At 72.1% G+C, this 17,889-nt stretch carries 17 protein-coding genes and 1 pseudogene; 7 read left to right on the top strand and 11 right to left on the bottom strand.

Annotated elements, in window-relative coordinates:
• The 4 genes and pseudogenes from SM757_RS27965 to SM757_RS27950 all read right to left on the bottom strand — a co-directional run.
• Window positions 1–338, bottom strand: a pseudogene (locus SM757_RS27965) (general secretion pathway protein GspB); the annotation flags it as partial.
• Window positions 338–2,020 (bottom strand): AAA family ATPase, encoded by a 1,683-nt coding sequence (locus tag SM757_RS27960; protein ID WP_322467879.1) that lies wholly within the window; start codon window positions 2,018–2,020, stop codon window positions 338–340. The pseudogene SM757_RS27965 and the gene SM757_RS27960, both read right to left, overlap by 1 nt.
• Before the next feature lie 75 nt (window positions 2,021–2,095).
• A complete protein-coding gene (locus SM757_RS27955) occupies window positions 2,096–2,710 on the bottom strand; it encodes a TA system antitoxin ParD family protein (RefSeq protein ID WP_066340313.1) in 615 nt (204 codons plus the stop codon).
• A 154-nt stretch (window positions 2,711–2,864) separates the two neighbouring features.
• A complete protein-coding gene (locus SM757_RS27950; protein ID WP_084267771.1) occupies window positions 2,865–3,284 on the bottom strand; it encodes a YbaN family protein in 420 nt (139 codons plus the stop codon).
• Window positions 3,285–3,359: 75 nt separating this feature from the next.
• Between SM757_RS27950 and SM757_RS27945 the strand changes: the two genes are divergently transcribed.
• From SM757_RS27945 to SM757_RS27935, 3 genes are all read left to right on the top strand, one after another.
• Window positions 3,360–3,839 carry a hemerythrin domain-containing protein gene (locus SM757_RS27945; RefSeq protein WP_066340311.1) on the top strand — a complete coding sequence of 160 codons (480 nt, stop codon included), beginning with the start codon at window positions 3,360–3,362 and terminating at the stop codon, window positions 3,837–3,839.
• Window positions 3,840–3,965: 126 nt separating this feature from the next.
• Window positions 3,966–4,877 (top strand): LysR substrate-binding domain-containing protein, encoded by a 912-nt coding sequence (locus SM757_RS27940; RefSeq protein WP_322467878.1) that lies wholly within the window; start codon window positions 3,966–3,968, stop codon window positions 4,875–4,877.
• Between the two features lie 137 nt (window positions 4,878–5,014).
• The gene (locus SM757_RS27935) at window positions 5,015–6,172 is read left to right on the top strand and encodes an alpha-hydroxy acid oxidase (RefSeq protein ID WP_322467877.1); all 1,158 of its coding nucleotides are present in this window, start codon (window positions 5,015–5,017) and stop codon (window positions 6,170–6,172) included.
• A 10-nt stretch (window positions 6,173–6,182) separates the two neighbouring features.
• Here SM757_RS27935 and SM757_RS27930 read toward each other — a convergent pair whose 3' ends face one another.
• The 3 genes from SM757_RS27930 to dcd all read right to left on the bottom strand — a co-directional run bounded on the left by SM757_RS27930 (window position 6,183) and on the right by dcd (window position 8,299).
• Window positions 6,183–6,617, bottom strand: coding sequence for a DUF1801 domain-containing protein (locus SM757_RS27930; protein WP_066340306.1), 435 nt, complete (start codon window positions 6,615–6,617; stop codon window positions 6,183–6,185).
• Window positions 6,618–6,628: 11 nt separating this feature from the next.
• Window positions 6,629–7,516, bottom strand: a complete 888-nt coding sequence (gene ypfJ / locus SM757_RS27925; protein WP_322467876.1) for a KPN_02809 family neutral zinc metallopeptidase — start codon at window positions 7,514–7,516, stop codon at window positions 6,629–6,631.
• 213 nt (window positions 7,517–7,729) lie between these two features.
• Window positions 7,730–8,299, bottom strand: coding sequence for a dCTP deaminase (gene dcd, locus SM757_RS27920; protein WP_066340302.1), 570 nt, complete (start codon window positions 8,297–8,299; stop codon window positions 7,730–7,732).
• Window positions 8,300–8,486: 187 nt separating this feature from the next.
• Here dcd and SM757_RS27915 point away from each other — a divergent pair, with 187 nt between their 5' ends.
• The gene (locus SM757_RS27915) at window positions 8,487–9,227 is read left to right on the top strand and encodes an esterase/lipase family protein (protein WP_322467875.1); all 741 of its coding nucleotides are present in this window, start codon (window positions 8,487–8,489) and stop codon (window positions 9,225–9,227) included.
• A 79-nt stretch (window positions 9,228–9,306) separates the two neighbouring features.
• Here the strand turns inward: SM757_RS27915 and SM757_RS27910 are convergent, their stop codons facing one another.
• Together SM757_RS27910 and SM757_RS27905 are read right to left on the bottom strand one after the other, a co-directional pair.
• Window positions 9,307–10,719 carry an AMP-binding protein gene (locus tag SM757_RS27910; protein WP_238455876.1) on the bottom strand — a complete coding sequence of 471 codons (1,413 nt, stop codon included), beginning with the start codon at window positions 10,717–10,719 and terminating at the stop codon, window positions 9,307–9,309.
• Window positions 10,712–11,194 carry a universal stress protein gene (locus tag SM757_RS27905; RefSeq protein ID WP_066340296.1) on the bottom strand — a complete coding sequence of 161 codons (483 nt, stop codon included), beginning with the start codon at window positions 11,192–11,194 and terminating at the stop codon, window positions 10,712–10,714. Before SM757_RS27905 ends, SM757_RS27910 begins: the two co-directional genes overlap by 8 nt.
• A 191-nt stretch (window positions 11,195–11,385) precedes the next feature.
• Between SM757_RS27905 and SM757_RS27900 the strand changes: the two genes are divergently transcribed.
• Window positions 11,386–14,043: a bifunctional acetate--CoA ligase family protein/GNAT family N-acetyltransferase gene (locus tag SM757_RS27900; protein ID WP_322467874.1), complete on the top strand. Its 2,658-nt coding sequence runs from the start codon at window positions 11,386–11,388 to the stop codon at window positions 14,041–14,043.
• 16 nt (window positions 14,044–14,059) lie between these two features.
• Here SM757_RS27900 and SM757_RS27895 read toward each other — a convergent pair whose 3' ends face one another.
• Complete coding sequence (locus SM757_RS27895) at window positions 14,060–15,124, bottom strand: ligase-associated DNA damage response exonuclease (protein ID WP_322467873.1); 1,065 nt, start codon at window positions 15,122–15,124, stop codon at window positions 14,060–14,062.
• A 91-nt stretch (window positions 15,125–15,215) separates the two neighbouring features.
• On the opposite strand from SM757_RS27895, the gene SM757_RS27890 reads away from it, so the two are divergent.
• Complete coding sequence (locus tag SM757_RS27890) at window positions 15,216–15,599, top strand: DUF805 domain-containing protein (RefSeq protein WP_066340288.1); 384 nt, start codon at window positions 15,216–15,218, stop codon at window positions 15,597–15,599.
• Between the two features lie 50 nt (window positions 15,600–15,649).
• Window positions 15,650–16,471, top strand: a complete 822-nt coding sequence (locus SM757_RS27885) for a S1C family serine protease (protein ID WP_322467872.1) — start codon at window positions 15,650–15,652, stop codon at window positions 16,469–16,471.
• A gap of 23 nt (window positions 16,472–16,494) precedes the next feature.
• Here SM757_RS27885 and clsB read toward each other — a convergent pair whose 3' ends face one another.
• Window positions 16,495–17,835, bottom strand: a complete 1,341-nt coding sequence (clsB, locus tag SM757_RS27880) for a cardiolipin synthase ClsB (RefSeq protein WP_322467871.1) — start codon at window positions 17,833–17,835, stop codon at window positions 16,495–16,497.
• Window positions 17,836–17,889: the final 54 nt, after the last annotated feature.

Here is a 17,889-nt window from a genome sequence, read left to right as displayed (position 1 = left end):
GGCGGCACGGCTTGCGTCACGGGCGCCGGACTGACGGGTGCGGGTGCGGGTGCGGGGGCAGGTCCGGGTGCGGGCACAGGGACGGAAGGCGGGCTGATGGGGGCCGGCGCGGCCGCCAACGGCACCGCCGCCTCGCGCTGCGGCTCCCCCGGCCACAGCCACCACGCCAGCGCGGCCCCCACAACCACCGTCCCGCCCGCCAGCGCCCAGGGCAGCATGCGGCGCGGTTCGGAAGCGGGCTCGGCGGCCACCGGCAGCACCGGCGTGTTGAGCCCCGGCGTGGCGCCGCGGTTGCGCTCGGCTTCGGCGCGTTGCAGCGCCTTGAGGATGTAGGACATCAGGGAGCCTTGAGCAGCCGCGGCTCGTCAAGGCCTGCGGCGCGGTTGAGCAGCATGAAGGTCGCCGGGCCCGCCACCCCGTCGGCCTTGAGCCCGGCGGCGAACTGGAAGGCTTTCAGATCGGCCAGCAGCGCGCCCTCCAGGCGGCGCGGCGGCGTGGACGGGACGCGCTGCCCCTGCGCACGCGCCAGCAAGCCCGCCAGGGCCGCCACGGGCGCTCCGCTGTCGCCAGGGCCCAGCGCGCGTTCGTAGCCCTCAGGCGCGCGCCAGAAGCTGGCCCAATCGCCCTGCCACAGGGGCGCCAGCGCGGCCAGCGGCACGCTCATCTCGCGCCCGTGCGCGCGCAGCGTGGCCGTGCGCGCGTCCAGCGCCACCAACAGCGCCCAAGTGGGCCGGCCCTGCGCATCACGCAGCGCCAGCAGGCCCGGCCGGTCGAACTGGCGCAACTGCGTCAGCGACAAGCCCGTGCCGCGCCAGCAGCCGGCGCGCGGCCCGGCGGTTGAACAGGCATCGGCCTGCTCCACCGGCCATTTCCACAGCGCCGCCAGCTCGCGCCAGGCGGCGTTTTCGGACGGCAATCCGGCCAGCGGCAGCGGCGCGGGGGTGGCTGCCGCCACCGCCTGCGCGGCGGACGCAGGCGAGGCCGGGCCATCGGCCACGGCGGGGGCCTTAGCGACAGCCGCCGACGCCGCAGCCAGGGCCGCGCCGGAAGCGGACGAGGCGGCCGAGGCCACCACGCCGGACGCGGCAGCGGCGGCATCGGTAGCCGCCCCGCCCGCCCCTTCGCCACGTCCAAACAGCCCGCTCCACGCCATGGCCCCCACCGCCACCAGGCCCGCCAGCGCCGTGGCAACAGCCAGGCCCTGCCGCCGCGGAGGAGGCAGATTGAAAACCTCGGCGGCGGCCTGGCGGACGGTGGCCGCGTCCACCTGGTGCCGGCCCTGCGCATAGGCGCCGAGCAGCGCGCGGTCGCACAGCAAGTTGATGCGCCGCGGCACGCCCTGCGTGAGCGCGTGGATGCGGCGCAGCGCGGCGGCGTCGAAGGGCGGCGCTCCGGTGAGGCCGGCCACGGCCAGGCGGTGCTCCACGTACTGGCGCGTCTCGGTTTCGGACAGGGCCTGCAGGTGGTAGCGGGCGATCACGCGCTGCGCGAGCTGCTCCATGCCGGCCAGGGTGCGCTGCAGCTCCGGCTGGCCCACCAGCACGATCTGCAGCAGCTTGCGCTCGCTGGTCTCTAGGTTGGTGAGCAGCCGCAGCTGCTCCAGCAGGTCGGGGTTGAGGTTCTGCGCCTCGTCGATGATCAGCAGGCACTGGCGCCCGGCCGCGTGCTCACGCAGCAGGAAGGCGTTGAGCGCGTCCACCAGCGGTTTCACCGTGGTGGCCGGGATGGCGCCCAGGCCGAAGTCCTCGCACACCGTCTGCAGCAGCTCCACGGCCGTCAGCCGCGGGTTGAAGACGTAGGCCGCCAAGCAGTCCGGCGGCAGTTGCTGCAGGAAGGCGCGGCAGACCGTGGTCTTGCCCGCCCCGATTTCTCCGGTGAGCAATACAAAGCCGCCGCCGCCGCGCACGCCGTAGAGCAGGTGCGCCAGGGCTTCGCGGTGGCGCTCGCTCATGAAGAGGCAGCGCGGGTCCGGGGCGATGGAAAAGGGCTCGCTGCGCAGCCCAAAGTGGCCGACGTACATGGGCAGCGATGCTAACGACGCGGCGCGGGCCGCTTGCAACACGGAGAAGGCGCGAGGGGACGCGCCGGCAAGGCGTCAGCGCCGGCCGCGCGCGGCGTGCTCGGCAAAGGCGATCTCGGTGGCCAGTTGCAGCCGGCGCTCGGCGCTCAGCGCCTCCAGCTCCGACAGGCTCATGTGGCGGCGGCGGCGCAGCAGCCCGGCCATGAGGCGGCGCAGCTCGCGCTCGGAGAGGTCGGCCTCGTCGGCGCCGTCCTCCAGCGACAGCACGCCGCTGATGCAGGTGATGGCCACGGCGACTTCCTCGTCGCTGTAGTCCTCGTCGTACTCGTCGTCGGCGCCGTTGCCGGCGTTGCTGCTGCCGCCAGCGTTGTTGCCGGCGTTGCCACCATTACCGGCGCCGGGCCGGTCGCTGCCGCAGTCGTCCTCGTCGCCCCAGGCGTCGGCGTCACGGCTGCGCTCCTTGGGCGCGGGCTCTTCGCGGCGCAGCGTGCGCGAGGGCAGCTCCAGGCGGCGGCCCATTTCCATATCGAGCAGGTGGCGCACTTGGCTGGCGGTCACGCCGGACGCCTCCAGGGCCAGCCCCAGGCGGGCCCAATGTTCGAGCTGCTGAGCCACGGTGCGGCTCATCAACTCGGCTTCGCGCTGCGCAAGCGCGAGGAGCGAGTCTGGGATGCGTATCGTCTGCGACATGCTGAGTGGCCGGTTCTTTGCAAAGGGCGGCAATCTACCACCGTAGGCTTGCACCCAGGATGCAGAAGCACCCTGCCCCGCGCGGGCCGCAAGTCTTGCACGCGCCAGGCGTGGCCTGCGTCACGACTGCGGCGCGCACACCGTCAGCACCCTGTCAGCTCCGTGGCCGCGCCACCGCCGTGGGCAGCCGCCACAGCCACAGCGCCACGCCGGCGCAGCACAGCGCGGGCATCCAGCGCCAGGGCGAAGGCAGCCACCACGCGGCCAGTGCGCTGCTGACGGCCATCATCACGCTGGCGATCTGCTTGGCCCGCAGCGGCACGGCCCGCTGCTCGCGCCACTGGCGCACGGGCGGGCCGAAGAGGGGATGCTCCAGCAGCCAGCGCTCGCAGCGCTCGCTGCCGCGCGAGAAGCAAAACGCGGCCAGCAACACGAACGGCACCGTGGGCAGCAGCGGCAGGAAGGCGCCCACCACGCCCAGCGCCAGGCTCAGGCCGCCCGCCACCATCCACAGCCAGCGCAGCGGGCGCCGCAGCGGCGGCGGTGGAGCCGGTTTCGTGATTTCCGTCGTCATGCGCCGATCGTAACGGGGCCGCGCCCTTGAGCTGGCTCAAGGGCAGCGGCCCGCCACGGGTCACAATCGCGCCCCATGCCGACCCTGATCTGGTCCGATGCGCTGGCTTTGCAGCAGCCGCAAATGGACGTCACGCACCAAGAATTCGTGGACCTGCTCGCCGCGGCCGAAGCCGCGCTGGACGACGCACCGGCCACGCTGCTGCAGCGCTTCCAGGAACTGCTGGACCACACCGTCGAGCACTTTGCCCAGGAAGACCGCTGGATGGCCGCCACCGGCTTCTCCACCGAGAACTGCCACACCTTCCAGCACGCCGCCGTGCTGCAGGTGATGCGCAACGTGGTGGCGCTGGCGCAGGTGGAAGGCGACTTCGGCCCGCTCAAGCAGGCCGTGGCCGAGCTGGCGCAGTGGTTCCCCACCCACGCCTCCACCATGGACGCGGGCCTGGCCTTCCACATGGAGCAAGTCGGCTTCGACCCCGCCACCGGCCTGGCCCGCGAGCCCGTGGCCGAGGGCACCATGACCGGCTGCGGCAGCACCACCTGCAACGACTGACCAACGGCGCGCCGGCCGCAGCGGCCGGCAGCGCGCCGCCCTGCCTGACCCTCCCGCGCGACCGCTCGCGCCGCGCGGCTTCGCGAGCGCGGGCCGCGCGAGGGCACTGCTAGAGTGCCGGCCACCATGCCGGAGCTGCGTTTTCCCTCCATAGACGGCCTGCGTGCCTTCGAGGCCGCGGCACGCTTGGGCACGTTCGAAAAAGCCGCCGAGGAGCTGGCCGTGACCGCCAGCGCCGTGGGCAAGCGCATCGCCACGGTGGAGGATTTGCTCGGGACACCGCTCTTCCAGCGCGGGCCGCGCCTGACGCTCACGCCCGCGGGCAAGGAATACCTCTCGCACGTGCGCGCCGCGCTTGGGCTGCTGGCCGCCGCGCCCCAGCACCGCGTGGCACGGCGGCGCGTGCAGCGGCTGCGCGTGAGCGCGCCGCCCACCTTCGCGCGGCAAATCCTGGTGCCTGAGCTGCCGGACTTCACCGCCACCCACCCGCTGGTGGAGCTGGAGGTGGTGCTCTCCATTCCCTTCCTGGACGCCGAGGGCGCCGAGGCCGACGTGCTGGTGCGCCATGGCGACGCGGCCGCCGTGGGCGGCACCGAGCTGATGCGCGACGTGGTGCTGCCCGTGGCCGCGCCGTCGCTGCTGGCGCGGCTGCCGCCGCTGGCCAGCCCCGCCGACCTGGCCCACGCGCCGCTGCTGCGCACGCCGCTGGAGCCCTGGGCGCCGTGGTTCGCCGCGGCCGGCCTGCCCTGGGCCGAGCCGGACGAGGGCCCGCGCCTGCTGGACTTGGGCCTGACGCTGGAGGCCGCGTTGGGCGGCCAGGGCGTGGCGCTGGCGCGGCCGTCCCTGGCGCGCGCCTGGCTGGAGAGCGGCGCGCTGGTGGCGCCCTTCGCCATCACCGCCCTGCCCGCGCACCAGTACCTCGTGCTGGCGCACGCCGGCAGCGGCGCGGCGCCGCAGTTCGCGCAGTGGCTGCGCCGGCGCTGCGAGGCCATCGCGCGCCAGGCCACGGCGCTGCTGGCCGTGCGCCGCGCCGCCTGAGCCCGCACCGGCCCAAACCAAGCGGGTCAAGGCGGCGCAGCTTTCCGCTGCCGCCTGAACATTTGTCCGGCCGTGGCGCGCGCGGCGCCGATACGATCCGCCCCCATTGCAGAACACCCCCGGGGACAAGACAGACCATGAGCAGCGTGATCACCAACGTCGAAGACCTTCGCGTGCTGGCCAAGCGCCGCGTGCCGCGCATGTTCTACGACTACGCCGACAGCGGGTCCTGGACCGAAGGCACCTACCGCGCCAACGAGAGCGACTTCCAGAAGATCAAGCTGCGCCAGCGCGTGGCGGTGAACATGGAAGGCCGCTCCATACGCGCCAACATGGTGGGCCACGACGTGGCCATGCCCGTGGCCATCGCGCCCACGGGCCTCACCGGCATGCAGCACGCCGACGGCGAGATCCTCGCGGCCAAGGCGGCCGAGAAGTTCGGCATCCCCTTCACGCTCTCGACCATGAGCATCTGCTCCATCGAGGACGTGGCGGCACACACCACCAAGCCGTTCTGGTTCCAGCTCTACGTGATGCGCGACCGCGGCTTCATCGAGCGCCTGATCGACCGCGCCAAGGCCGCCAACTGCTCGGCGCTGATGCTCACGCTGGACCTGCAAATCCTCGGCCAGCGTCACAAGGATCTGAAAAACGGCCTGTCCGCGCCTCCCAAGCCCACCATCGCCAACCTGATCAACCTGGCGACCAAGCCGCGCTGGTGCATGGGCATGCTGGGCACGCCGCGGCGCAGCTTCGGCAACATCGTCGGCCACGCTTCCGGGGTGGGCGACCTGTCGTCCCTGAGCTCCTGGACGGCCGAGCAGTTCGACCCCAACCTGAACTGGGGCGACGTGGAGTGGATCAAGAAGCGCTGGGGCGGCAAGCTGATCCTCAAGGGGATCATGGACGAGGAGGACGCGCGCCTGGCCGCCAACTCCGGCGCCGACGCCCTCATCGTCAGCAACCACGGTGGCCGCCAGTTGGACGGCGCGCCCAGCTCGATCGAAGCCCTGCCCGCCATCGTGGAGGCCGTGGGCAAGCAGATCGAGGTCTGGATGGACGGCGGCGTGCGCAGCGGGCAGGACGTGTTCAAGGCCTGGGCGCTGGGGGCGCGCGGCACGCTCATCGGCCGCGCCTTCCTCTACGGCCTGGGCGCCATGGGCGAGGCGGGCGTGACGCGCTGCCTGGAGGTCATTGCCAAGGAGCTGGACCTGACCATGGCCTTCTGCGGCCACCGCAACCTGAGCGGCGTGGACACGCGCGTGCTGCTGCCGGGGACCTTCCCCAAGCCCTGAGGCTGGCCCCTCAGCCCACGCCGGGCGGCTGCGGCGCCGCCTGCGATTCCTGGTGCAGCTGCTGCGGGTCCACCTGGTAGCGCAACTGCATGCAGGCACGCACCACGCGTGCCACCTGCCCCTCGTCCACGCTTTGCGAGTAGCGGCACTTGAGCGGCCGCGCCAGCGGGTGCTCGGCCGCCTCGTCGCCGGGGCCGTGCGGGGGGAGCATGGCGCTGAGCACCCGCGCGGCCTGCAGTTGCGCGTGCGTCTTGTGGGTGCTGATGGACAGGATCTGCGCCGCGCCGTCCAGGTAGGCCAGGTTGCCCCACTTCACGCTGGGGATGAGCTGCGGCGCCGCATCCAGCACCGCGCCATGCAGCGCGCGCACGGTGGCCTGCTGGTGCGGCGGCAGCATGTCGAACCAGTTGTCCACCAGCGCGGCGGAGTTGGAGAGTCGTCGCATGGGTTGAGCCTTCAGGAGCCGGCGGTTTCGAAGGTGTTGCACTGGGCAGGCTGGCCCGTCTGCAGGCCGCGCTTGAACCACATCACGCGCTGCGCGCTGCTGCCGTGCGTAAAACTTTCGGGCACCACGGTGCCGCGGCTGCGGCGCTGCAGCGTGTCGTCACCGATTTGCGACGCGGCGTTGAGCGCCTCCTCGATGTCGCCCGCCTCCAGCCAGTTCTTGCCCTTCTGCGAGTGGTGCGCCCACACGCCGGCAAAACAGTCGGCCTGCAATTCCAGCCGCACGGACAGCGCGTTGGCCTGGGCCTGCCCCAAGCGCTGGCGCTGCGCGTCCACGCGCTGCGTGAGGCCCAGCTCGGTCTGCACGTGGTGGCCCACCTCGTGCGCGATCACGTAGGCCTGCGCGAAGTCGCCCGGCGCGCCCAGGCGCTGCGAGAGCACGTCAAAGAAGCTCAGGTCGATGTAGACCTTGCGGTCGGCCGGGCAGTAGAAGGGCCCGGCCGCAGCCTCGCCCTGGCCGCAGGCGGTCTGCGTGCGGCCGCGGAACAGCACCATGCGCGGCGGCTCGTAGCGGCGCTGGGAGCGGCCCATGATGGCGCCCCACACGTCCTCGGTATCAGCCAGCACCACGGAGGCAAAGCGCGCGCGCTCGTCCGTCGGGTGCGAGGGCACCACCTCGCGCTGCGCCTGTGGCGCCGGGCCGCCGCCGTCCATGAGGCCCAGCAGCGCCAGCGGGTTGATGCCGAAGATCCAGCCCGCGATGAGCGCCACCACGACGCCGCCCAGGCTCAGGCCGCGCCCGCCTATGGGCAGGCCACCAAAACCGCCGCCCGTGCCGCCGCCGGAATCGCTGCGTACATCCTCGACGTTGTCGCTCTCGCGCTGCCCCTGCCACCTCATGCGCGCCCCCTGGCTGAGACTGAAATACCAGGGCGGCGCGGGCCGCCCTGCTTGTGTGCTGCGGGTGCAGCAATCGGCATGCGCGCGGCCGTCATGGGCTCATGCGGCGGCGCGCCGTGGACATCCAGCGGCGTGAACATGGTCCTCGCAAGGTCAACAGGGGAAGGAAAGGCGCACCGCGCGGCGCGCCGGGGAAGTCAGCCCAGGGGCCAGTCAGGTCTTGGGCAGCGTCACGCCGCGCTGGCCCTGGTACTTGCCACCGCGGTCGCGGTAGCTGGTCTCGCAGACCTCGTCGCTTTCGAAGAACAGCACCTGCGCGCAGCCCTCGCCCGCGTAAATTTTGGCCGGCAGCGGCGTGGTGTTGGAAAACTCCAGCGTCACGTAGCCCTCCCATTCCGGCTCGAAGGGCGTGACGTTGACGATGATCCCGCAACGCGCATACGTGCTCTTGCCCAGGCAGATGGTCAGCACGTTGCGCGGGATGCGGAAGTACTCCATGGTCCGCGCCAGCGCGAAGCTGTTGGGCGGGATGATGCAGACGTCGCCCTCGAAGTCCACGAAGCTCTTCTCGTCGAAGTTCTTCGGGTCCACCACCGTGGAGTGCACGTTGGTGAAGATCTTGAATTCGCGCGCGCAACGGATGTCGTAGCCGTAGCTGCTCGTGCCATAGCTCACGATCTTGTGGCCGTCGGCGGACTGGCGCACTTGGCCGGGCTCAAACGGCTCAATCATGCCGTGCTCCTGCGCCATGCGCCGAATCCACTTGTCGCTCTTGATGCTCATGTCTTTTTTTCCGGTGAACGGTCTGGCCGAGATTTTGACAGCGCCGCGTCAGCCGTCCGCCGCATCCGGTGGCTTGGACCCTGTAGGAACCCACCGACAAGCTGACGGGCCTCAATCCGGTGCGCCGCGGGACCCGGCCTTGCCTCACGAAAGCCATCAACGGTTTTCGGGTTTGCACATGCCAACGATGAGCCATGCCTACAAGGCCCCGCCCCTGGCCCTCATGGGGCTGGAGCCCATGCGCGCGATGCTGGAGTACGTCAGCGCCGGTTTCATGGACCGCAGCCGGCTGCCCACGGGCGACGGCCACCCGGTGGTGCTGTTCCCGGGCCTGGGCGCCGACGCGCTGGCTATGGAGCCGCTGCGCCGCTGCTGCAGCGACCTGGGCTACGAGGCCTGCGACTGGGGCCGCGGCTGCAACACCGGCCCGCGCGGCGACATGGAGGGCTGGCTGGACCTGCTCACCGAGGGCGTGGCCGCCACGGTGGCGCAACGGGGCCGGCGCGTCAGCCTCATCGGCTGGAGCTTGGGCGGCATCTACGCACGCGAGATCGCGCGGCGCCGCCCCGAGCTCGTCCGCCAGGTGATCACGCTGGGCACGCCCTTCGCGGGCCGCTGCGAGCACACCAACGTCGGCGTGCTGCTGCAGATGCTCAGTGGCCGCATGCCGGCCCTGGACGCCGCGCTGCTGGCCCGCCTGGCCCTGACACCGCCCGTGCCCACGACGTCCATTTACAGCCGCAGCGACGGTGTGGTGGCCTGGCAGGCCTGCTGCGAGGCCCCCGGGCCGAACGCGGAAAACGTGGAGGTACAGGCCAGCCACGTGGGCCTGGTGTGGCATCCGCAGGTCTGGGCCGTGGTGGCCGACCGGCTGGCGCAACCCGAGGACGGCTGGCAGCCCTACGCCCAGGCGAAGCAGCCAAGCTGACCCGGCCGCCCGCTCAACCAGGCCTCCAGCCGGCCGCCGGGCCCTCAGCCTTCCCTGACCCGCCGCTAGTCGGGCTTTTTCAGCCCGCCTCGCAGGCCAGCACGCGGCGCAGCTTGCCGCTGCGGCTGCGCACCATGGGCAGCGTGGTTTCGTCCAGCAGCTTGATGGGCGCCAGGCCCTGGGCCTCGCCGAACTGCTGGAGCGCCTGGCGGCAGCGGCGCAGCGCGTCGGCGGCCTCGTGCGTGGGCTGGCCCAGGCGCAGCGCCAGGGTGCGGCCGTCGCACTGGCGAAGCTGGAAGTCGTAGACGCGGGCGTGCTCCTCCATCACCGTGGACAGCGCCAGCGGCAGCAGCAGCACGGTGCCGCCGGTGCGGGCGTCCATGCGCAGCAGGTCGTCGCCGCGGCCGTCGATGTGGATCACGGGCAGCGCGCTGCCGCAGGCACAGGGGTGCGGGCTGAAGGTGATCTGGTCTTCCAGCTCGTAGCGGATGAGCGGCTGCACCTTGTTGGCCAGGTTGGTCAGCAGCACGCGGGTGGATTGCTGGCCCGGCGGCACGGGCCGGTAGTCGTCGTCCACGGGCTCCAGAATCACCCAGTCGCTGTTGAGGTGCATGGCGCCGTGCTCGCACTCCCAGCCCATGGCCAGGAACTCCGAGGCGCCGTAGCTGTTGCGCATGCGGCAGTCGAACACCTGCTGCACGTGGCGGCGCAGCGCGGGCTCCAGGGTCTCGCCGCCGGTCCAGATCTCGCGCGGGGCGATGCGCAGCGCGCCGGTCTGCGCCTGCTCGGCCAGCAGCGCCGCGGCGGTGGGATAGGTGGCGATGATGCTGGGCCGCCATTCGTTGAGCGCGCGCACCAGCGTGTCCACCGGCTGCAGGATGGAGAAGACCTGCAGGTTGGGCGTCATCCAGGGGTGGCGCTGGCGCAGCCGCTGCACGCTCACGCAGGAGGCGAAGTGGCCGTCCGTGGCGCCGACGAAGGCGATGCGCTCGCCCAAGCCCAGCGGCATGGGCCAGGTCCAGGAGGGCGAGGCGTTGCCGTAGCGCAGCGACTCCAGCGAGTCGTACACGGCCATGGCGGAGGCGTCCTGCAAAAAGATGCCGGGCTCGCCGCTGGTGCCCGAGCTTTCCCAGATGGTGTAGCGGCCCATGAAGGGCTGGGCCATGCGGCCGGCGTCGTGGACGAAGGCGTCCACGTCGGCGCGGCGCACCTGGCGGTCGCAGACCCAGTCGTTGAAGTGGCGCATCAGCTCGCGGCGGCGCTGGACGGGCAGCGCCGTGAGCGGCAGCCGCGCCGCGTCGGCGGGCAACTGGCTGGCGTACCAGGGGGAATGCGCTTGGGCCGAACGCAGCAGCTCGGCCAGGTGCTGGCGCTGGCGCTGCGCCAGCATGGCGGCATCGGCGCGCGAGCCGCTGACCACGTCCCAGGCGGTGGCGCCGGCGCGCAGCAGGTCGAACATCGGCGCGCCGCCACCCATTGCGGAATCAGCCACCGGCGGCCTCCAGGTCGTCTTGCAAGTCGTCTCCTTCAACAGCTTCGGGTTCGGCGTGGCGGACGATGGTCACGGGCAGCGTGCCGTCGTGCAGCACGGTGCGCGAGACCGAGCCCAGCGTGGCGGCGAAGCCGCCTACGCCGCGCGCGCTCATCACGATGGCCTCGCACTGCTGCTCCTCGGCCAGGTCCAGCAGCGTGTGCGCCGCGTCGCCATGGCCCACCACCACCTCGTACTCCACGCCCGCGTTCTGCAGCAGCGCTTGCGCCGGCTCCAGCGCGTGGGCGGCGGCGCCCTCGGCCATGCGGCGCAGGGCCTCGGCGTCGTGCACCGTCATCATTTCGTAGAGGGTCGTGGGCTCCTGCACGTTGGCCAGCACGAAGCTGGCACGCAGACCTTCACGCGCCAGGCGCAGCGCGTGCTGCACGGCGTCCAATGCCAGGGCCGAGCCGTCCACGGGCAGCAGGATTTTCATCGACCGTCTCCTTTCCTTCGTTGTCGGCGGGCCGGCCGCGCCTTGGCACGCACGGCCCCCAGGTCACTTTAGACCCGAAGCGCCAAGCCCTCAAAGCCGGGGGCGTTGATCTGGCTCAAGCGCCACGGCAGTGGCGACCGGGCACGCTGGCCAAGGGAACCTTCACGCCCGCCGACCCAACATAAAAACCCATGAGTATCCGCAACCTGGACTTTCTGTTCGAGCCGGCCTCGGTGGCCGTGATCGGTGCGTCCGACCGGCCGCGCAGCGTCGGCGCCACGGTGTGGCGCAACCTGCGCGCCGGCCGCTTCGAGGGGCCGGTGTACGCCGTGAACCTGCGCCGGCGCGAGCTCGACGGCCAGCGCGCGGTGGCGCACGTGGCCGAGCTGCCGCAGCCGCCGGACCTGGCCGTCATCTGCACGCCGCCGGCCACCGTGCCCAAGCTGATCAGCGAGCTCGGCCGCGCGGGCACGCGCGCCGCAGTGGTGATGACGGCCGGGCTCAGCGCGGCGCAGCGTCAGGACATGCTGGACGCCGCGCGGCCCTACCTCATGCGCATCCTGGGGCCCAACTGCATTGGACTGCTGACGCCGCGGCTGGGCCTGAACGCCAGCTTCGCGCACGTGGACGCGCTGCCTGGCGAGCTGGCGCTGGTGTCGCAGTCCGGCGCGCTGATGACGGCCATGCTGGACTGGTCGCGGGCCAACGGCATCGGCTTCTCGCACTTCGTCTCGCTGGGCGAAGGCGCGGACGTGGACTTCGGCGACATGCTGGACTTCCTGGCCAGCGACCCCCACACGCGCGCCATCCTGCTCTACATCGAATCGGTGAGCGCGCCGCGCAAGTTCATGTCCGCCGCGCGCGCGGCGGCGCGCAACAAGCCGGTGATCGTGGTGAAAGCCGGGCGCTCCAGCGCGGGGCAGGCGGCCGCGGCCTCGCACACGGGGGCGCTCGCGGGCTCGGACCTGGTGTTCGACGCGGCCATCGCCCGCGCCGGCATGCTGCGGGTGAGCACGCTGCAGGAGCTGTTCATCGCCGCGGAGACGCTCTCGCGCTTTCGCGGGCGGCGCGGCGAGGAGCTCGTCATCGTCACCAACGGCGGCGGCGCCGGCGTGATGGCGGCCGACGCCGCGGCTGACGCGGGCGTCAAGCTCTGCACCCTGGCCGGCCAGACGATGGCGCGGCTCGATGAACACCTGCCCGCCAACTGGTCGCACGGCAACCCGGTGGACCTGATCGGCGACGCGCCCGTGGAGCGCTACGTGGCCACGCTGGAGGCGCTGGCCGCGGACCCGGCTCAGCCGGCGGTGCTGTTCATACACGCGCCCACGGCCATCGTCCCCAGCGCCGAGATCGCGCACGCGCTGGTGCCGCTGCTCAAGCGCATGCCGCCGCGGCTGCTGAGCTGCTGGATGGGCCAAGCGGGCGTGGCCGAGGCGCGCCAGGCCTTCCACGACGCGGGGCTGCCCAGCTTCGACACGCCGGAGCAGGCCGTGCGTGCCTTCGCGCTGGGCGTGGACTACGCGCGCAACCAGGCGCAGCTCATGGAAGCGCCCACCACGCTGTGCCCGCTGCCGGCCGTGGACACGGCGCGTGCCCGCGCCCTGGTGCGCCAAGCGCTGGCCGCCGGGCGCGAGATGCTGACGGAGCCCGAGGCCAAGGCGGTGCTGACGGCCTGCGGCATTCCGGTGGCGGCCACGACCAGCACGGCGCCGGACCCGGAGGCGGCGGCCGAGGCGGCGCAGCGCATCGGCTTCCCGGTGGTCCTGAAAATCCTGTCGCTGCAGATCTCGCACAAGTCCGACGTGGGCGGCGTGGTGCTCAACCTGGACACGGCCGAGGAGGTGCGCGAGGCCGCCGCCGCCATGCTGCTGCGCGTGCGCACGCGGCGGCCGGACGCGACCCTCCTGGGCTTTTCGGTGCAGCAGATGGTCAAGCTCTCGCACGGGCGCGAGCTGATCGTGGGCACCACGATAGACCCGATGTTCGGCCCGGTGGTGCTGTTCGGCCACGGCGGCACGGCGGTGGAGGTGCTGGCCGACCGCGCCGTGGGCCTGCCCCCACTCAACGAGCCGCTGGCGCGCTCGCTGGTTGGGCGCACGCGGGTGTCAAAACTCCTGGGCGCCTGGCGCGACACCTCGGCCGTGGACCACCAGGCGCTCTACGGCGTGCTGGTGACGGTGTCGCAACTGCTGGCCGACGTGCCGGAGATCGCGGAGCTGGACATCAACCCGCTCATCGCCAGCCCGGCGGGCGTGGTGGCGCTGGATGCGCGCATTCGCGCCAGCGCCGCCTGCCCGGCCGGCGAGGCCAACTTCGCCATCCGCCCCTACCCGTCGCAACTGGTGGAAACGGTGGCCTGGCAAGGCAAGGAGATCACGCTGCGGCCGATCCGGCCGGAGGACGAGGCGCAGCACCTGGCCTTTCTCTCGCGCGTGTCCGCGGAGGACATCCGCATGCGCGTGTTCTACAGCCGCCGCAGCATCGAGCGCTCGGAGCTGGCGCGGCTCACGCAGATCGACTACGCGCGCGAGATGGCCTTCATCGCCGCCGAGCCCAACCCCGAGGGCGGCGAGCACACCCTGGGCGTGGCCCGCGCCGTGGCCGACCCGGACAACGACGAGGCCGAATTCGGCGTGCTGGTGCGCTCGGACCTCAAGCACACCGGGCTGGGGCTGCTGCTGATGGAAAAGCTCATCGCCTACCTGCGCAGCCAGGGCACGCGCCGCGTGGTGGCAGTGGTGCTGGAGGAAAACGATGCCATGCGCGGCCTGGGCAAGCGCCTGGGTTTTAAAGAAGGCCCGCCGGACAGGGCGGACGGGACGCGGCGGATCTGGATGGATCTATGAGGCGCGGGGCGGCCGCTCACTCCTCCGCTGAGAGGCCTTCCTGCTGTCCGGCCGCTTCGGTTTCGATGGCCTCGTCCCCGTACTCCGTGCGGAAGGCGCCGGCTTCGTAGCCCTGCTCCAGCAGCCAGCGCACCATCACGGCCTCGTAGCCGTGGGTGACGATGACGCGCTGCGCCCCCGTGGCGGCGATGCAGCGCTGCAGGCCCGGCCAGTCGGCGTGGTCGGAGAGGACGAAGCCGCGGTCCACGCCGCGGCGCCGGCGCGCGCCGCGCAGCGCCATCCAGCCGCTGGCAAAGGCGTCGCTCGCCTCGCCGAAGCGCCGCAGCCAGGACGAGCCCGCCACCGAGGGCGGCGCCACGACCAGCGCCCGTCTCAAAGCCTCCTTGGGCAGCGCCGTGACGTGGTGCGTGGGCGGCAGCGCCACGCCGGCGGCGCGGTAGGCGGCATTGAGCGGCTTCACCGCGCCGTGGACGACGATGGGGCCGATGGAGGCATCCACCCCGGCCAGCAGCCGCTGCGCCTTGCCGAAGGCATAGCCCATGAGCACGCTGGCGCGCCCCGCCGCGGCGTTCTCCGCCCACCAAGCGTTGATGCCGGCAAACAGCGCCGCCTGCGGCTGCCAGCGGTAGATGGGCAGGCCGAAGGTGGACTCGGTGATGAAACAGTGGCAGCGCACGGGCTCGAACGGCGTGCAGGTGGGGTTGGCCTCGTCCACATGGCCGCTGGCCCAGTAGTCGCCCGACACCACCCAGACCTGCCCCTGGTGCTCCAGGCGGATTTGCGCCGAGCCCAGCACGTGCCCGGCCGGGTGCAGGCTGATGCGCACGCCGTGGTGCTCCACCACCTGCCCCCAGGGCAGCGCCTGCAGGTCTATGTCGGCGCCCATGCGCGCGCGCAGCACGCCTTCGCCCTCGGCGCTGGCCAGGTAGTGGCCGTGGCCGCGGCGGGCGTGGTCGGCATGGGCATGGGTGATGACGGCCCGCTCCACGGGCTGCCAGGGGTCGATGTAGAAGTCGCCGGGCGGGCAGTACAGGCCTTGCGGGCGCTCGACCACCAGGTCCTTGGGCGTGTCTTGTGCCATCGGCGAGACAGCGGAAGCGCCAACGTGTTCCATCGGTCCATTGTGAGCGTGCCCGCATGGGACAATGAGTTGCGTTTCGTTGCACTGCACCATGACCCCGTCTTCCTCCTGGCTCGCCGACGAGCCTATGAGCCCGCAGCAAATCCTGTTCAGCTTCCAGGGCCGCATTCCGCGGCGCACCTGGTGGCTGTACGGCGTGCTTGGGCTGCTGGGCGCGGGGCTGCTGGGCCACACGCTGCTGCGCGTGGCAGGCGTGAGCGAGGAGAAGGCGGACGACCTCATCAACCTGCTGCTGACCTGGCCGGCGCTGGCCGTCTCGGTCAAGCGCTGGCACGACCGCGACAAGTCCGGCTGGTGGGTGCTGGTCAACGCCGTGCCCGTGATCGGCATGGTCTGGACGCTGATCGAGAACGGCATGCTGCGCGGCACGTCCGGCAACAACCGTTTCGGCGAAGACCTCAGCGAGCGGCTCTGACGCGCCGCGGCCCGGCCCGCGGTTGCCGCGCTCTCAACGTTCCTCTTTCCATGTCCCGCCGCCGCCTTCACCTGCTGACCTGCCTGGCCTTGCTGGCCGCGCCGCCGGCCCCGGCCCGCGCGCAGCTCTCGGCCGTGGTGCCCAAAGTGAAACCGTCCATCGTGGTGGTGGGCTCGTGGCGGGACACGGACAACCCGCGACTGGGCTTCCGGGGCACGGGCTTCGTCGTGGGCGACGGGCGCCGGGTGCTGACCAACGCCCATGTGCTGCCCGAGGCGGCGGCGAGCGAGGCGACGGCGCCGCTGGCCATCGGCCTGCCGCGCGGGCGGGGCCGGGGCGCCGACGCGCGCCGCGCCACCTTGCTGGCGCTGGACCGGGCTCACGATCTGGCGCTGCTGGCCATCGAGGGCCCGCCGCTGCCGGCGCTGGCGCTGGCCACGGCGCGCGAAGTGGCCGAGGGCACGGAGGTGGCCTTCACGGGCTTTCCGCTGGGCGACGCGCTGGGCTACGCGCCGGTGACGCACCGCGGCATCGTCTCGGCCATCACGCCGGCGGTGCTGCCCACGGCGTCGTCGCAGCAGCTCAGCAATCAAGCCATACGCCAGTTGCGCGATGGGCCCTTCGACCTCTACCAGCTCGACGCCACGGCCTACCCCGGCAACAGCGGCAGCCCGGTGTACGACGCGGCCAGCGGCGAGGTGGTGGCGGTGCTCAACATGGTGTTCCTCAAGGCCGGGCGTGAAAGCGCGCTCACCGCGCCGTCGGGCATCAGCTACGCCATTCCCATCGTCCATGCCCTGGAGCTGCTGCGCCGCGCGCCGGCCACGGCGCCCGGCGGCGCCCCGCAGCCGTCCCCCGCCCCGGCCCAGTAAGCGGCCCCGGCGCGGCCGGCGCCTCAGTAACGCCCGGTGATGCCCGCCACGCGCAGGTAGACGTGCGCCCCCCAGGCCACGAAGCCGCGGCGCAGCGCGCCCCAGAAGCCGCGCCCGCGCACGTGCACGGCCTGTACCTCGCGGGAGACAGCGATGGCGGCGTCGAACTCGGCGGCCAGCTCGCGGGTGAAGTCGCGGTCGCGCACCATGACGTTGGCCTCCAAGTTGAGCAGCAGCGACAGCGGGTCGATGTTGGAGCTGCCCACGGTGGCCCAGTCGTCGTCCACCAGCGCGATCTTGGCGTGCAGGAAGGCGGGCATGTACTCGTGGATGTGCACGCCGTGGCGCAGCAGCTCGTCGTAGAGCACCTGCGCGGCCAGGCCGGCGATGCGGTAGTCCAGCTTGCCCTGCAGCAGCAGCCGCACCTGCACGCCGCGGCGCGCGGCGTCGCGCAGCGTGCGGCGGAACATGTGGCCGGGATAGAAGTAGGGCGAGACCAAGTCGATGCGCGTGCGCGCGCGGCGCAACGCGTCGATGTAGCTGCGCTCTATGGCGCGGCGCTGGCGCAGGTTGTCGCGCACCACGAAGGCGGCGCGCATGGGGCGGTCGGCGTCGCTGCAGGCGAGCTGGCTCTTCAGCGGCGGGGTGATGCGCAGCCGCCGCAGCAGATCGCGCACGCGGGTGACGGGCTCGCTGCTGCGTGCCAGCGCCCTCACCTCTTCAGGCCAGTCGTGGCCGAAGGTGGCACGTGTCCAGATGGCGCTCACGGTCTGCTGCACCGGGCCGACCACGGGGCCGCGCACGGCCACGGCGAAGTCCAGCCGCGGCTGGTCGCTGTGGCCGTGGTTGAGGTCGTTGCAGTCGTCGATGACGTTGATGCCGCCGACGAAGCCCAGCCCGTGGTCCACCACGCAAATCTTCTGGTGCAACCGCCGCAACTGCCCCGGCTGCAGCAGCGACCACCAGCGGCGCACGGGACGGAACACCGACAGCTCGACGCCCGCATCGGCGAACCACTGGTACAGCGCGGGCAGCGAGGCCTTGCTGCCAAAGCCGTCCACCACCACGCGCACGCGCACGCCGCGCAACGCGGCGGCGATGAGCGCGTCGGCCACGAGGCGGCCGGCATCGTCGTCATGAAAGATGTAGGTGGCCAGCCAGACTTCGCTGCGCGCGGCGGCGATGGCCTCGCACATGGCCGGAAAAAGCTCGTTGCCGCCGCGCAGCAGCTTCACGTCGTTGCCGCCGCAAAAGAGCGCGCGCGGGTGGTCGTACCAGTTGTGCAGCAGCGCCGAGTTGTAGGGCGGTCCATCGTCCCTGGCGCGGCGGCTGCGCCGGCCGGAAGGGGGCGATCCGGCGCTCATGCAAACGACCCTGCCCCGCCGGCGCTCAGGCGGTGTGCGTGACGGCGAATCCGG

The sequence above is a fragment of the Azohydromonas lata genome, from assembly GCF_034427735.1.
Taxonomy (GTDB): domain Bacteria; phylum Pseudomonadota; class Gammaproteobacteria; order Burkholderiales; family Burkholderiaceae_C; genus Azohydromonas; species Azohydromonas lata.
This window is presented reverse-complemented; position numbering and strand designations above follow the sequence as displayed.

Bases quoted from the DNA above. Each gene is read 5' to 3' on its own strand.
- SM757_RS27960 (WP_322467879.1), bottom strand. From the start codon at position 2,020: ATGTACGTCGGCCACTTTGGGCTGCGCAGCGAGCCCTTTTCCATCGCC.
- SM757_RS27955 (WP_066340313.1), bottom strand. From the start codon at position 2,710: ATGTCGCAGACGATACGCATCCCAGACTCGCTCCTCGCGCTTGCGCAG.
- SM757_RS27950 (WP_084267771.1), bottom strand. From the start codon at position 3,284: ATGACGACGGAAATCACGAAACCGGCTCCACCGCCGCCGCTGCGGCGC.
- SM757_RS27945 (WP_066340311.1), top strand. From the start codon at position 3,360: ATGCCGACCCTGATCTGGTCCGATGCGCTGGCTTTGCAGCAGCCGCAA.
- SM757_RS27940 (WP_322467878.1), top strand. From the start codon at position 3,966: ATGCCGGAGCTGCGTTTTCCCTCCATAGACGGCCTGCGTGCCTTCGAG.
- SM757_RS27935 (WP_322467877.1), top strand. From the start codon at position 5,015: ATGAGCAGCGTGATCACCAACGTCGAAGACCTTCGCGTGCTGGCCAAG.
- SM757_RS27930 (WP_066340306.1), bottom strand. From the start codon at position 6,617: ATGCGACGACTCTCCAACTCCGCCGCGCTGGTGGACAACTGGTTCGAC.
- ypfJ (WP_322467876.1), bottom strand. From the start codon at position 7,516: ATGAGGTGGCAGGGGCAGCGCGAGAGCGACAACGTCGAGGATGTACGC.
- dcd (WP_066340302.1), bottom strand. From the start codon at position 8,299: ATGAGCATCAAGAGCGACAAGTGGATTCGGCGCATGGCGCAGGAGCAC.
- SM757_RS27915 (WP_322467875.1), top strand. From the start codon at position 8,487: ATGAGCCATGCCTACAAGGCCCCGCCCCTGGCCCTCATGGGGCTGGAG.
- SM757_RS27905 (WP_066340296.1), bottom strand. From the start codon at position 11,194: ATGAAAATCCTGCTGCCCGTGGACGGCTCGGCCCTGGCATTGGACGCC.
- SM757_RS27900 (WP_322467874.1), top strand. From the start codon at position 11,386: ATGAGTATCCGCAACCTGGACTTTCTGTTCGAGCCGGCCTCGGTGGCC.
- SM757_RS27895 (WP_322467873.1), bottom strand. From the start codon at position 15,124: ATGGCACAAGACACGCCCAAGGACCTGGTGGTCGAGCGCCCGCAAGGC.
- SM757_RS27890 (WP_066340288.1), top strand. From the start codon at position 15,216: ATGACCCCGTCTTCCTCCTGGCTCGCCGACGAGCCTATGAGCCCGCAG.
- SM757_RS27885 (WP_322467872.1), top strand. From the start codon at position 15,650: ATGTCCCGCCGCCGCCTTCACCTGCTGACCTGCCTGGCCTTGCTGGCC.
- clsB (WP_322467871.1), bottom strand. From the start codon at position 17,835: ATGAGCGCCGGATCGCCCCCTTCCGGCCGGCGCAGCCGCCGCGCCAGG.